The 14,823-nt window shown below is 32.5% G+C and carries 15 protein-coding genes; 12 read left to right on the plus strand and 3 right to left on the minus strand.

Annotated features, from left to right (window positions below; all coding sequences use genetic code 11):
• Positions 1 to 31: 31 nt before the first annotated feature.
• A complete protein-coding gene (gene sufB, locus LQ688_RS03860) occupies positions 32 to 1,429 on the plus strand; it encodes a Fe-S cluster assembly protein SufB (RefSeq protein ID WP_017000941.1) in 1,398 nt (465 codons plus the stop codon).
• Positions 1,430 to 1,976: 547 nt separating this feature from the next.
• Here sufB and glcP read toward each other — a convergent pair.
• Positions 1,977 to 3,344 (minus strand): glucose transporter GlcP, encoded by a 1,368-nt coding sequence (glcP, locus tag LQ688_RS03865; RefSeq protein ID WP_016999751.1) that lies wholly within the window; start codon positions 3,342 to 3,344, stop codon positions 1,977 to 1,979.
• A 199-nt stretch (positions 3,345 to 3,543) separates the two neighbouring features.
• On the opposite strand from glcP, the gene LQ688_RS03870 reads away from it, so the two are divergent.
• The 5 genes from LQ688_RS03870 to dgoD are packed head-to-tail and all read left to right on the plus strand — an operon-like array spanning position 3,544 to position 8,350.
• A complete protein-coding gene (locus LQ688_RS03870) occupies positions 3,544 to 4,764 on the plus strand; it encodes an ROK family transcriptional regulator (RefSeq protein ID WP_239723961.1) in 1,221 nt (406 codons plus the stop codon).
• Positions 4,765 to 4,782: 18 nt separating this feature from the next.
• Positions 4,783 to 5,568 carry an SDR family NAD(P)-dependent oxidoreductase gene (locus LQ688_RS03875; RefSeq protein WP_135021386.1) on the plus strand — a complete coding sequence of 262 codons (786 nt, stop codon included), beginning with the start codon at positions 4,783 to 4,785 and terminating at the stop codon, positions 5,566 to 5,568.
• Between the two features lie 21 nt (positions 5,569 to 5,589).
• On the plus strand, positions 5,590 to 6,543 hold the full coding sequence (locus LQ688_RS03880) for a sugar kinase (protein WP_239724014.1): 954 nt from the start codon (positions 5,590 to 5,592) through the stop codon (positions 6,541 to 6,543).
• Between the two features lie 12 nt (positions 6,544 to 6,555).
• Positions 6,556 to 7,200, plus strand: coding sequence for a bifunctional 4-hydroxy-2-oxoglutarate aldolase/2-dehydro-3-deoxy-phosphogluconate aldolase (locus tag LQ688_RS03885; protein WP_016999755.1), 645 nt, complete (start codon positions 6,556 to 6,558; stop codon positions 7,198 to 7,200).
• A 1-nt stretch (position 7,201) separates the two neighbouring features.
• Positions 7,202 to 8,350 carry a galactonate dehydratase gene (gene dgoD, locus LQ688_RS03890; protein WP_016999756.1) on the plus strand — a complete coding sequence of 383 codons (1,149 nt, stop codon included), beginning with the start codon at positions 7,202 to 7,204 and terminating at the stop codon, positions 8,348 to 8,350.
• 78 nt (positions 8,351 to 8,428) lie between these two features.
• On the opposite strand, the gene LQ688_RS03895 is transcribed toward dgoD, so the two are convergent.
• Both LQ688_RS03895 and LQ688_RS03900 read right to left on the minus strand, forming a co-directional pair.
• Positions 8,429 to 8,893, minus strand: a complete 465-nt coding sequence (locus tag LQ688_RS03895; protein WP_016999757.1) for an ImmA/IrrE family metallo-endopeptidase — start codon at positions 8,891 to 8,893, stop codon at positions 8,429 to 8,431.
• A 37-nt stretch (positions 8,894 to 8,930) separates the two neighbouring features.
• On the minus strand, positions 8,931 to 9,260 hold the full coding sequence (locus LQ688_RS03900) for a helix-turn-helix transcriptional regulator (protein WP_026023660.1): 330 nt from the start codon (positions 9,258 to 9,260) through the stop codon (positions 8,931 to 8,933).
• Between the two features lie 141 nt (positions 9,261 to 9,401).
• Between LQ688_RS03900 and LQ688_RS03905 the strand changes: the two genes are divergently transcribed.
• From LQ688_RS03905 to LQ688_RS03930, 6 genes are all read left to right on the plus strand, one after another.
• On the plus strand, positions 9,402 to 9,722 hold the full coding sequence (locus LQ688_RS03905; protein ID WP_218707442.1) for a phage holin: 321 nt from the start codon (positions 9,402 to 9,404) through the stop codon (positions 9,720 to 9,722).
• 19 nt (positions 9,723 to 9,741) lie between these two features.
• The gene (locus LQ688_RS03910) at positions 9,742 to 10,995 is read left to right on the plus strand and encodes an N-acetylmuramoyl-L-alanine amidase (RefSeq protein WP_064211456.1); all 1,254 of its coding nucleotides are present in this window, start codon (positions 9,742 to 9,744) and stop codon (positions 10,993 to 10,995) included.
• A gap of 274 nt (positions 10,996 to 11,269) precedes the next feature.
• Positions 11,270 to 11,638: a YxeA family protein gene (locus tag LQ688_RS03915; protein ID WP_016999760.1), complete on the plus strand. Its 369-nt coding sequence runs from the start codon at positions 11,270 to 11,272 to the stop codon at positions 11,636 to 11,638.
• 162 nt (positions 11,639 to 11,800) lie between these two features.
• Complete coding sequence (locus LQ688_RS03920) at positions 11,801 to 12,649, plus strand: DUF72 domain-containing protein (protein ID WP_016999761.1); 849 nt, start codon at positions 11,801 to 11,803, stop codon at positions 12,647 to 12,649.
• A 10-nt stretch (positions 12,650 to 12,659) separates the two neighbouring features.
• A complete protein-coding gene (locus LQ688_RS03925) occupies positions 12,660 to 13,481 on the plus strand; it encodes a sulfite exporter TauE/SafE family protein (RefSeq protein ID WP_016999762.1) in 822 nt (273 codons plus the stop codon).
• 12 nt (positions 13,482 to 13,493) lie between these two features.
• Positions 13,494 to 14,819, plus strand: coding sequence for a bifunctional metallophosphatase/5'-nucleotidase (locus LQ688_RS03930; RefSeq protein WP_239724019.1), 1,326 nt, complete (start codon positions 13,494 to 13,496; stop codon positions 14,817 to 14,819).
• Positions 14,820 to 14,823: the final 4 nt, after the last annotated feature.

Here is a 14,823-nt window from a genome sequence, read left to right on the forward strand (position 1 = left end):
CGTAAGCTATAATAAAAGAGGAGTGAAGAAAATGGCTAAAAAATCACCAGAAGTTGGAGATTATAAATATGGTTTCCATGATGAAGACGTTTCTATTTTCCGTTCAGGTAGAGGTTTGACAGAAGAAATTGTTAGAAAAATATCTGAAATGAAAGATGAACCACAATGGATGCTAGATTTCCGTTTGAAATCATTAAAACAATTCTATAAAATGCCAATGCCAATGTGGGGTGGCGATTTATCAGAATTAAACTTTGATGAAATCACATATTATGTAAAACCATCAGAACGTTCTGAACGTTCATGGGATGAAGTACCAGAAGAAATTAAAAACACTTTCGATAAATTAGGTATTCCAGAAGCTGAACAAAAATATCTTGCAGGTGTATCTGCACAATATGAATCAGAAGTTGTATACCACAACATGGAGAAAGACTTAGAAGAACAAGGTATCATCTTTAAAGATACAGATTCAGCTTTACGTGAAAACGAAGACTTATTCAAAGAATACTTTGCTTCTGTAATTCCAGCAGCAGATAACAAATTCTCAGCATTAAACTCAGCAGTATGGTCAGGTGGATCATTCATTTACGTACCTAAAGGTGTAAAACTTGAAACACCATTACAAGCTTACTTCAGAATTAACTCTGAAAATATGGGTCAATTCGAAAGAACTTTAATCATTGCAGACGAAGGTTCTTCAGTACACTACGTAGAAGGTTGTACTGCTCCAGTTTATACAACAAACTCACTACACTCAGCAGTAGTTGAAATCATTGTTAAAAAAGACGCATATTGCCGTTATACAACAATCCAAAACTGGGCAAACAACGTTTATAACTTAGTTACAAAACGTACGTTTGTTTATGAAAATGGTACGATGGAATGGATCGATGGTAACTTAGGTTCTAAGTTAACTATGAAATATCCATCATGTTTCTTACTTGAAGAAGGCGCTAGAGGTATGACATTATCTATAGCACTTGCAGGTAAAGGACAAGTTCAAGATGCTGGAGCTAAAATGATTCATAAAGCACCAAACACATCTTCAACTATTGTATCTAAATCAATCTCTAAAAATGGCGGTAAAGTAGTTTACCGTGGACAAGTACACTTTGGCCGTAAAGCTACAGGTGCTCGTTCTAACATTGAATGTGATACTTTAATTATGGATAATGAATCAACATCAGATACAATTCCTTATAATGAAATTATGAATGATAACATTTCATTAGAACACGAAGCGAAAGTTTCTAAAGTATCTGAAGAACAATTATTCTACTTAATGAGCCGCGGTATTTCAGAAGAAGAAGCAACTGAAATGATCGTAATGGGCTTCATTGAGCCATTCACAAAAGAACTACCAATGGAATACGCAGTAGAAATGAACCGTCTAATCAAATTCGAAATGGAAGGTTCAATCGGTTAATTATATAACGACAAACCCCCTTACCAATTTAATTGGTGAGGGGGTTTTGTTTTATAAGTGCGAGTAGCTTATTGTTTATGATGGATAAGAAGAAGGTAAAGCCTCTAACGTGCAAGAAATTTGAGACAAGCCCGTTACATTTTCTAACGGGCAAGTGCTAATAAACAAGCCCGTTAGCACAATATCTTGCATAATTATAATGTAATTTCACATTAAATATATATGATACATCACTTTAATGTGCAAGAAATTTGAGACAAGCCCGTTACATTTTCTAACGAGCAAGTGCTAGTAAACAAGCCTGTTAGAGCGATATTTTCTACGATTTTGTAAAGTGCTGACGCCTGAGGAAATAGTGTGAGTGAGAGACTACAGTCTCGAACCATACTCTAGGCAAGCATGCGTGTACAAAATCGTATATTATATAAAAAATAAGCATATCACTTTCAAACTGAAATAATCAGTTAAGTGATATGCTTATTTATTTTGAGTTGGGATTTTTATCCGAAACTCTAAAGCTTATTCTTCATTTTTCAAAACTTTAATATTAATCTACTTCTGATAATTTAGTAGATGATGTTCTATTTCTTAAGTCTACTTCTATTTCTTCTAAGCTACGTCCTCTTGTTTCTGGTAGATACTTAATAACAAATATCATAGCTAAAATACCGATTACTGCGAAGATTAAGAACACTAGCTCAATACTTAATACTGACGTAAGTATTGGGAATAATTGAGCTACTAATAAGCTCCCGATTGATAGTGATAATGTTGCTATACCTGTAGCAGCACCTCTAGCTCTCATTGGGAATAATTCTGGTAGCATTACCCATAATATTGGTCCCCAAGTAAATGCGAAGAATACAATAAATAGTGTTAGACAAGCTACAATAATCCAAGCACCAACTGTTGAACCAAGACCGATTGTCCATACTAATCCTGCCATTATAAGTAATGATCCAACCATACCTATGTTACCAGTAATTAATAGTTTCTTTCTATCTATTTTATCTATGATTTGAATAGCAAAGATTGTAACAATCACGTTTACTGAACCTATTCCTACTGTTCCTAATATTGCAGTAGAATCTCCTAAACCTGCTTTTGTAAAGATAGTAGGTGCATAATAAATGATTGCGTTAATACCGATTATTTGTTGTAGTAGAGCGAATAAACAACCAATTATGAGTACTGGTCTTAACCATACTGATTTCAATACAGTCCAAGTACTTTCTGAAATGTCTATAATTTCTTTCATTTCGTCAATTTCTTTATCAATTTCTTTTTGTTTACGCGTCATACCCATAACTTTACGAGCTGATTTTTCACTTTTATGTTCGAGTAGCCATCTTGGACTTTCTGGCATGAAGTATACACCAATCATTAAGATAACTGATGGTACAACAGCTAGTCCAACCATCCATCTCCAAGCTTCCATATCTGCGAAAGCATAGTTTATAAGATATGAAGCAAGTATACCAATTGTTATCATCAATTGGTTTAAAGAACTGAGCGACCCTCTTTTATCTGTAGGAGCCATTTCTGATAGATATACCGGAACGATTGCTGAAGAACCACCTACAGCTAACCCGATTATAAATCTACCTATAACAAGCATGCTTAAGTTTTGTGCACCTGCAAGTAATAGCGCACCAGCAATAAATACGATTGCTATTATAAACACAAGTCTACGTCGTCCAAGCTTGTCTGATAATGGTCCACTTGAACCGGCACCAAATATAGCCCCGATAAGCATTGAACTAACGACAAATCCTTCAGCAGTACTTGAAAGTGGTATGTCATTTTTTATGAATAGTAAAGCGCCTGAAATTACGCCTGTATCGTAACCGTAAAGCAATCCACCTAAAGCTCCTAGGAAGAATATTAACTTTGTTCGAAAATTGCTTGTTCCCATTCTAATAACCTCCAAAATTTTAAATATTTAAAGACAAATGTCAGATTTAATTATCTCAAATAACTAAATACTTGTTTTTAATTATTAAATCTGATTTAATATTAAATGTAAGCCTTTGCAGATAGAAAATCAAGTGAAAAATATTTTATTTAACATATTAATAGTTATTGTAGATTACTGAAGGTAATGGAGGACGGCTATGAAAGATTCATCAAGAATTAATGTGAATTTGATGAAAGATTATAATAAACAACTCGTTTTAAGAACAATTCAAAAATATGGACCTATTTCTAGAGTGGAAATAGCTAAACAGATTGACTTATCTAGACCGTCTGTATCTGAAATAGTTTCTATTTTGATTGAAGAACAATGGATTCAAGAAAAACCTTCTGAAATAAAAGTAAGAGGTAGACAGCCTATACCGTTAGATATTAATAAAGAGAAGAAAGTTATAGTCGGTTTAGAAATTGGTGCTTACTCAACAAAAATTATCGTAAGTAATTTGAAGGCTGAAATATTAGATCAAATTCAAATAGAAATGAACAAGCAAAAGGATCCAAATTCAACCATTGAATATTTAGGTGAGCAAATTAAATTAATTGCAAATGAGTATAAAGCAAAACAAATTGAAGTATTAGGTATAGGTGTTGGAATGCATGGTCTTGTAGATACTAAAGAAGGTAAGAATATTTTTGCACCTAATTTAGGTTGGGAAAATATTGAGATTAAAAAGATTCTAGAAAGCATAACACAACTCAAAGTAATAATTGATAATGACTGTAATAGCGCTGCACTGGCGGAGATGTGGTTTGGCCAAGGAAAAGATGAAACGAATTTCATCTCAGTCCTGGTAGATTATGGAGTGGGCGCAAGTATTATCAACAATGGCTCCATATTTAAAGGTACACATCATGTAACGGGTCAAATTGGGCACGTAACAATCGATCCAGATGGTCCATTATGTTCATGTGGGAATTATGGTTGCTTAGAGACGTTTACATCTGAAACAGCTATTTTGAAAATGTTAAAACGTAAATTGAAATTAGGTGAAAGTAATGTATTTTCAATGCAGAATATAAACATTGATGACTTGAATATAGATGACTTTTATAACGCAGTAAACAAAGGTGATGAACTTTGCATCGATATAGCAAAAGAAGTTGGAAGAAATTTAGGATTAGGTTTTACAATTTTAATCAATTTGTTCGGACCTAAGTTTATTGTGTTAGGAGGTAGCTTAACTAAAATCAGTGACATTTTACTACCGATTATTAAAGAAGTTATTCAATTTAAGGTAATGGGTGAAGAAGCTAAAAAAACACCTATCATTACATCAGCACTAGGTGAGAATTTGTATACGATAGGTGCAGCTTCTTTAATTGTTGAAGACATATTTACTTTGCCAAAACCAAATAAATAAAAATAGGGAGGATTTATAATGGCTAATTTAAACGAACAAGTCGTAATAGTAACAGGATCAGGAAAAGGTATAGGAAAAGGTATTGCTAAGCAATTGGGTCATAAAGAAGCAAAAATAGTAGTAGCTACTATTGATGCAGATTTTGGTAAAGAAACGGTTGAAGAAATTATTCAAGATGGTGGAGATGCATATTTTGTAGAAACTGATGTCTCTAAAGAAGAAAGTATAATAAATATGGTAGAAGAAACAGTGAAGCATTATGGAAAAATTAATACGCTTGTTAACAATGCAGGTATCACGGTATTTAAATCTATTGAAGAAGCAACTGTAGAAGATTGGGATTCAATTATTAATATCGACTTAAGAGGTACATTCTTATGCTCAAAACACGTAATTCCAGAAATGAAAAAACAAAACGGTGGTTCTATTATTAATATTTCTTCTAACCATTCAATCGCTACATTACCTGATACAGACATGTATGCCGCTGCTAAAGGTGGTGTAAATGGTATGACAAGAGGAATGGCGTTGAGCTTAGGTAAATATAATATTCGAGTAAATGCTATTTGCCCTGGATTTACAAATACTGCCCACTTAAAAAATTGGTTTGATTCAATGGATAATGAAGAGGAAGTTAGACAAGGTGTCTTAGATTTACATGCTACTTCAAGAATTAACGAACCAGAAGATATTGGCAAATTAGCTCAATACTTGGCTTCAGATGATTCTGAAATGATGACAGGTGAGCACTTAGTTATCGATGGTGGTTTATCAGCTCGCTTATATAACGCAGATGGTTATTAATATTTAAGGAGGATTAGAATAATGGATGTATTATCGATAGGTGAAACGATGATTGCTTTTTCTCCAAATGAAGTTGGACCAATGCGCTATGCTCGTGACTTTTCTACTCATATAGCTGGAGCGGAAACGAATACGCTTATTGGATTAGAAAAACTTGGTGTAAGAACTGGATGGATTAGTCAACTTGGTAACGATGAATTAGGACATAGAATACTTTCATTCGTGAGAGGTGAGGGTATTAATGTAGATTCAGTAAAATTGACTGATGAAGCACGCACAGGCATTTTCCTTAAAGAAAAGGCACGATATGACCAAACACATGTACATTATTATAGAAATGATTCAGCTGCTAGCATAATGTCAAAAGATAATATTGATAAAAGTTATATATCACAATTTAAATATTTATATATAACAGGTATTACACCAGCATTAAGTGAAAACTGTAAAGAAGCTGTTCTTTATTTAATTAATGTCGCTAAAGAACTAGGTTTAAAAGTTATTTTTGATCCAAATTTAAGATTAAAGTTATGGAGCGAAGAAGAAGCAAGAGAAACTTTACTCAATATTATTTCTTTAAGTGATATTGTTTTACCTGGTATAAGTGAAGGAGAATTTTTATTTAATGAGAAATCTGAAGATAAAATCGCTCAACATATTGTTGTTTTAGGACCTTCAACAGTTATTGTAAAGTTAGGAGAAAAAGGTGCGTATTATCAAACCCGAAATGAATCTGGTTATGCGAAAGCATCTAAAGAAATAGAAGTAGTTGACCCTGTAGGTGCTGGAGATGGTTTTGCAGCTGGATATATAGCAGGATTTATTAACGGATTATCATTACATGATGCTGTGGAGCAAGCATGTAATGCAGGTGCTCTCGTTACTACGGTCAAAGGTGATGTAGAAGGATTGCCAAGTAAGAATGAACTTGAGCAATTCAAAAATCAAGATAAAACAGATGATGTTATTAGATAAGGAGCTGTCAAAATGGACACTTTAAATACAATAAAAGAAACTAAAATTATAGCAATCATAAGAAACGCAAAGCCTGATGATATTTTACCAATTGTTAAAAGTTTATATAAATCAGGTATTCGAGCAATTGAAATCACAATGAATTCTCCTAAAGCTTTAGAATCTATCGAACTAGTTGCTACTGAGATGAAGGATAAAGTCGTTGTTGGTGCAGGCACAGTATTAGATGCAGAATCAGCAAGACTAGCGATATTGAGTGGAGCTACGTTTATTTTATCGCCAACACTGAATAAAGAAACAATACAAATGACTAAAAAATATGGGGCAGTGAGCATACCAGGTGCATTATCTCCTACTGAGATTTTAGATGCATATGAGTATGGTGGAGATATTATTAAAGTATTTCCTACAACATCTATGGGGCCAGAATATATTAAAGATTTACAAGGCCCTTTACCACAAATTCCATTGTTACCGACGGGTGGTATTGATTTAAATAATATTGAGCAATTTATGAAAGCTGGCGCTGTTGGCGTTGGATTAGGTAGTTCTTTAGTGAATACTAAATTAGAAGCAAATGAAGAATATTATAAAAATTTAGAAGAAACAGCAAAACAATTTAGTGATATTGTACATTTGAAAAAAGGACGTGCATAAAATGAAAATTATTGATTATGAATTATTTCAAGTGCCACCACGTTGGTTATTTTTAAAAATTACAACGGATGAAGGAATCGTTGGTTGGGGCGAACCAGTAATAGAAGGTAAAGCAGCAACAGTAAAAGCAGCTGTACATGAGTTTATGCAACAATTAATGGGAGAGAACCCTTTAAATATCGAAGATCATTGGAATATGATGTATAGAAGTAGCTTTTATAGAGGCGGCCCGATATTAATGAGTGCCATCTCTGGTATTGATCAAGCTTTATGGGATATAAAAGGTAAATACTATAATGCACCAGTTCATGAATTAATGGGAGGCGCTTGTAGGCACTCCATGAAAGTTTATTCTTGGATAGGTGGAGATAGACCGATAGATACTTCTAACGCTGCTAAAAAAGCGTATGAGAATGGATTTTCAGCTATTAAAATGAATGCGACAGAAGAATTACAATATATAGATAGTTTCGATAAAATTGAAAGTGTTGTTGAAAGAGTAGCTGGGATTAGAGAAGCGGTTGGCAATAACCTAGGCATTGGTATTGATTTTCATGGTAGAGTACATAGACCAATGGCAAAAGTGTTAGCAAAAGAATTAGAACAATTTAATCCGATGTTTATAGAAGAACCTGTATTGAGTGAGAATATAGAAGCGATAAGAGAAATGAGTCAGACAACAAGTATTCCTATAGCTTTAGGCGAGAGACTATACTCAAGATGGGACTTTAAACCAATTTTAGAAAGTGGCTATGTTGATGTCATTCAACCTGACTTATCTCACGCTGGAGGTATAACAGAATGTAAAAAAATTATATCTATGGCTGAAGCTTATGATGTTGGAGCAGCACCGCATTGTCCACTAGGTCCTATAGCGCTAGCTTCATGTCTACAAGTGGACGCTACTTGTCATAATTCATTTATTCAAGAGCAAAGTTTAGGTATTCATTATAATAAAGGTAGCGATATTTTAGATTACATCAAAAATAAAGAAGTATTTGAATTTGATAATGGCTATGTCAAAATTCCAAAAGGTCCAGGCTTAGGTGTAGAAATCGATGAAGACCTTGTTAGAAAAATGGCTGAAAAAGGTCATGATTGGCATAATCCAGTCTGGAGACATAAAGACGGAAGTATTGCTGAGTGGTAAGTTTTTAACTTTCAAAAAATGAATATATTAAAAAGCCCTAATTCGTTTATTAAATTCAACGAGTTAGGGCTATTATTTTTAATTGATTTCTTTATATTCAAATACTTGTAAGGGATTAAATTTAATTAAGTAGTTTTCATACCACGTGCTTAACCCATATTTTTGTTGGTAATGTTCTAATACCTCGTCAATATATCCTTCTGATACGTCTAAATAATTACTTAATTCATATTTATTATGCACGCCAGATTGGTAGGCTTGAACAATATTCTGTAAAGGAATAATCTTTTCAAAGCCAAGTCGTCTTGCTTTATGTTCAAACTTCCATTTCCATAATTCGTTAGTATCTAATATATCTCCATATGTAATATCGTGATGGGCTAACTCTTCACCTAGAACTTCTAATTTTTCTTTGTCTGATAAATTGTCTTTCAACAAAATTAATCCATCTACATATAAACCTTTCATATCCTTTGGAAGATGATTGGTTTCTTTTATGACGATGTGTTCATTATTGATCAGTGTTTTTTCATATCTATTCAAAATATCCCCACCATAGTAATCGATTATTAAATATAGATTATTTGTTTTGATGCTTCAAAAAGTCTACATATTCTAATACTTTTTTTAACTCTTCTTCTGATAATTCCCCATCTAAATGTGCAGCTATTGTTTCTGCAGTGGAGTTATAAGATTGTTTTGTTTCCCCGTCTAATATATAACTGACACTTACATTAAACAATTTAGCCATTTCTTCTATTTTCTTCATCTTTGGTGCTTTTCTTCCTGTTTCCCAATAAGAAATGGATTGTTTTGAAACATTGAGTTCGTCTGCTAACTTCTGTTGCGTCCATCCATTCTTTGTTCTTAATAAACTAATTTGTTCCGAGAGTTTATTTTCAGACACCATAAGCTTCCCGCTCCTTAAATGTTTTATAACTTTATTATAACCAATAGTTATATTAATTCAAATAAAAAATAAAAAATATAACCAAAAGTTATTGACGTCAACCGAAAGTTATACTATAGTGTAACCAAGGAGGTGATAGACATGGTTAAAATGAACTTCAAAACAAACAAAGTAGATTTGAATTATTCAGAAGATGAAAGGGGGTTAGGAGTTGATTTAGATAAAGTTAAACAATTCATTGCAATGATAGGTGGATTTTTAGGCGCAGTATATTTAGCCTTAAACGCTTCAGGCATTTATATAGAATGGTTAAGCCCAGATAAGTTAAATGCATGGATGAATGTATTTAATACAGGTGTTCCAATATTGTTTGTTTTATACGGTATTTGGAAAAATACATTCATTATAACTAATCAATCTAGAGCGCAAGAAAAGTTTTTGAAAGAATCAGGAAAAAAATAAAAATGTAAAGGATGATTATATGTTAACAGCGATATCATATTTAACTAAGAAAGGATGGGAAATATCATCAGATCCAAGAACATTTGATGATTATCCAAAGAATTATGGTTATAGAAATTATGTAGAAGATGGTATAAACTATGATGCATTTTGCAGTGGGTATCACAGAGCATTTGATGTTTTTAATAATAAAACTGACGAAATACCTGCAGTTGCAAGTGGAACAGTTATTTTAAGCGAACCATTCGGTAATTTTGGTGGGACGATGGAAATACGAGATAGCAATGGAAACGACTGGATTTACGGTCATATGCAAAGAGATTCTTTGAAATTTTCCAAAGGAGATAAAGTGATACAAGGAAATATCATAGGCTTACAAGGCGATACAAACTATGACGATAACCCTATGAGTGCACATTTGCATATTCAATTAAGAGAAAAAGGAACAGACATTACAAGTGAAGTATCAAGAGTGTGTAGTGGTATACCGATAGAAAATTATGACATTACAAAATTAAATCAAAAATTAGATCAATCTAAAAATAAAGGAGAAGTTAAAATGAGTAAAAAAATTATGATAGTTGCAGGTCACGGTTATAACGATCCAGGAGCAGTAGGAAATGGAACAAATGAAAGAGATTTTATTAGAGCTAATATTGTAGATAGAGTAGCAAACTACTTAAAACAAGCAGGTAATAATGTTGCAGTGTATGGTAAAGACCAAGATATGTATCAAGATACAGCATACGGACAACAAGTAGGTAACAAGACAGATTATGGGCTGTATTGGGTTAAATCGCAAGGATATGAAATCGTAGTAGAGTTTCATTTAGATTCAGCGTCGGCATCCGCAACAGGAGGGCATGTTATTATACCGAGTGGATTAGCGCCAGATAATATCGACAAAGCATTACAAGCAGCCGTTAAAAAGCATGTTGGTACAATTCGAGGTATTACAGAGAGAAGTGACCTATTAAATTGTAACGTTGCAAAAGCAGAATATATCAACTATAGACTTGTAGAATTAGGGTTCATTACTTCGACTAAAGATATGAATGCTATTAAGAACAACCTAAACGCATATACAAAATCATTAGCAGAAGCCATTCATGGAGCAGCGATTGGAAGTAAACCATCAACGTATACAGTTGTTGCCGGAGATACACTGTGGGGAATTAGTCAAAAAACAGGTGTTACAGTAGCAACATTAAAGAAATTAAACGGATTAACATCAGATGTGATACAAATCGGACAAGTATTAAAATTGAAATAGGAGGTATAAATATGGGGAATAAAAAAGAAAAAATACCTTAAACATAAACATTACCCAATGACGGCCATCATTTAATAAGTTTATGCAAGGTATCTTGACTAAGTAAAATATAACACAAACCCCCACCATCAACAAGAAGATGGCGGGGGTTTTCTATGGAAATAAATGTATAAAACCTTATTGACAGAATATTATGAATTTATTATATTCTTTTTAATATAGATTAAAAAGAAAATGAGATAATGCTTAAAGAATTTGAGACGAGGTGAAGTCAGTGGTAAAAAGAAAATTTGTTGTTGTTCTTCTAGTTTTATTATTTTCATGTATTGCTGTGTATTTCGCTATGTATACGAATGATAAATTGGATAGATTAAACCCATTCGTCAAAGAACAGTTGAGCTATGCAAAAGTACCTAATCATGAAAATATTGAGGAATTAAGAGGTCAGGCTTTAGTAGACGCGCAAAGATATGAAGATATTCAGTCTTATGATGAAAAGGGACGTGGAAATAGTTATTTATTAACTTTTACCGGATATGATCCTTCTCAAAAATATGTAAAAATTAGACATAAAGGGAAATGGGTTTATCATATAGAATACATTTCTGAAAATGAATATGATAAGAAGATAAATCAATATTAATAATATTGATGATTACATAAAAAAATTATAATTTGTAATTGAAACTAATATTTTATAAGACTAAGACATAAGAAAAATGTCTTAGTCTTTTTTTATATCGTTTTAATCATACAGACTGAACTATAAATACGCTATATGGTATGATGAATATGGTGATAAAATATGATAAAAATTGGGCTAACGGGTTGGGGAGATCATGATAGTTTATACACAGATCTTTCTAATAAAAAAGATAAATTAAAAGCTTATGCTTCTCATTTTCCTATTGTGGAGTTGGATGCGACTTATTATGCAATTCAACCGCAAAGAAATATTGAGAAGTGGATTCGTGAAACGCCAAAGAATTTTAGATTTGTTGTTAAAATTCACCAAGCTTTGACAGGTCATGCTGATGCGAAAGAATTTGCTGAAGACAAGAAAGAATTATTTAATTTATTTAAAGATTCTATGAGGCCTTTGAAAGCTTCGGGTAAATTAGCGATGATTCTTGTTCAGTTTCCGCCTTGGTTTGATTTACAAACACAAAATATTAATTATTTAAGGTATGTTCGTGAACAATTAAAAGAATTTGATGTATGTATAGAATTTAGAAACAGAACTTGGTTTCAAAATGATGTAAAAGAATACACTTTGGAATTTTTAACAGATATGAATTTTATCCATAGTGTATGTGATGAGCCTCAAAGTGGAGAAGGTTCAATACCTATGGTGAACCGAGTTACTCATGATATTGCTTTTGTGCGTTATCATGGGCGTAATGTTAACGGTTGGACTAAAAAAGATATGACTGATCAAGAATGGCGAGATGTTCGTTATTTATATAATTATAATGAAGCGGAATTGAAAGAATTAAGTGATAAAGTCAAAATTTTGAATCATAAAGCGAAAGACGTATACGTAGTATTTAATAATAATTCAGGTGGTCATGCTGCACAAAATGCTAAAACTTACCAAGATTTATTAGATATTAAATATGAAGGTTTAGCTCCTAAACAACTAAAACTATTTTAGAGGTGACGATGTGGCATATATTGTATTAATATTAATCGGTGCTTTATCAGCAATTATCGGTGCGCTAGTAGGCATCGGTGGGGGTATTATTATAGTACCTTCACTTGTTTATTTTGGTATAGACCATCAACTTTTATCTGGAATGACACCTCAAAGAGCAATTGGTACTTCTTCAGTAATTCTGATTACTACAGGATTAACAGCTACATTAGGTTATTTAAAAACAAAGCAAGTAGATGTTAAAAATGGTTTAATATTTTTAATAGGTATTATTCCTGGTGCGCTAATTGGTGCATATATAAGTAGATATTTAACGTTAGATTCATTTAATTTATATTTCGGTATATTTCTTATTATTATTTCTATCATTTTAATGATTAGAAATAGCGTTAAACCTATTAAATATTTTCAACAAGAGAAATATATGAAATCATTTACAGATCGCTATGGAGAAGAACATCGATATGGTATTCCACCAGTTGTAGCAATTATTTCTTCATTTATTGTAGGTATAACAACGGGTTTATTTGGAATAGGTGGTGGTGCTTTAATGACGCCACTTATGATTATTATATTTAAGTTCCCACCACATGTAGCTGTAGGAACAAGTATGATGATGATATTCTTCTCAAGTTTTTCTAGTTCAGTCAGTCACGTTGTTCAAGGAAACGTATTATGGGTCCACGCGATTGTATTGATTATTTCTAGTTATTTTGGGGCCAAAATAGGCGTGAGAATTAATAGTAAAATTAAATCAGATACAGTTGTTTTAATTTTGAGATTTACGATGTTAATTTTAGGTATATATTTGATTGTAAAAAGTATTCTTTAAGGAGTTGAACTTGTGAAACTCACGATATTCCATACGAACGATATTCATAGCCATTTAGATACATACGCTAAAATATCTAAGTACATTAAAACACAAAGAAAAAACATTAATCATGACACGATATACATTGATATTGGTGATCATATAGATTTATTTCATCCATTAACTGAAGCTTCACAAGGTACAGAAAACGTAAAAATATTAAACGATAGCGGGGTTGATGTTGCGACTATCGGTAATAATGAGGGTATGACTATTTCTCATGATGCATTAAATCGATTATACGATGATGCAAAATTTGATATAACATGCTGTAATTTATTTGATTTTGAAGGTGAATTACCACGTAACATCACTTCACATATTATTAAAGAAGTGAACGGATTAAAAATCTGCATGATAGGTTTGACTGCTCCTTTTAATCATTTTTATGAAACTCTAGGCTGGAAAGTCACGACGCCATTACTTGCTTTAAAAAATGAAATAGCTCAAGTTGAAGGGGATTATGATGTATTATTGGTTCTTAGTCATGTTGGCATATTCTTTGATGAGCAATTATGTGAAGAATGTCCTGAAATTGATATTATTTTTGGAGCGCATACACATCACTATTTTGAAAATGGTGAAATGAAGAATGGCGTGTTGATGGCTGCCGCTGGAAAGTACGGACATTATGTAGGTCAAGTAGATTTAGAAATAAAAAATAAAAGAATTATAAAAAAAGAAGCGCATATATTAAATAGTGATGAATTAGAACACGTTAATAATGATTATGAAGAAAAGGGCAGAACCTTGCTCAACAGACCAGTTTTAAATAGAAGTTTTTCTTTGCCAAGAAGGTTAAATAGTGCAAGTTATACAACAGATTTGCTTTGTGAAAGTGTGTTAGAATTTACTGAAGCAGACTGTGCGATTATAAATGCAGGCCTTATAGTGAAAGAGAAGTCTGGTAATGAATTAACAGAATTTGATATTCATCAAATGTTACCTCATCCTATTAATACAGCTACGATTGATCTCAAAGGGACTGAACTCAAACAAATCATATATAAAGCGATGGAACAATCTTATATTGATGAAGTGGCAATTGGGTTTGGATTTAGAGGAGATATATTTGGAGGATATGTATTTAAAAATATCGGCTACATTGAGTCGACAGGACAATGTTTTGTAAAAGGCGAAGAAGTTCAAGATAATCAATATTATAAATTGGGCACAATCGATATGTATACATTCGGAAGATATTTCCCTATACTGAAAGATATGGAAATAAATTATATTATGCCAGAGTTCTTAAGAAATATTTTTGAACAAAAATTATTACAAATTGAAAAGTAAATGT

This window comes from Mammaliicoccus sp. J-M40, from assembly GCF_022386395.1.
Classification (GTDB): domain Bacteria; phylum Bacillota; class Bacilli; order Staphylococcales; family Staphylococcaceae; genus Mammaliicoccus; species Mammaliicoccus lentus.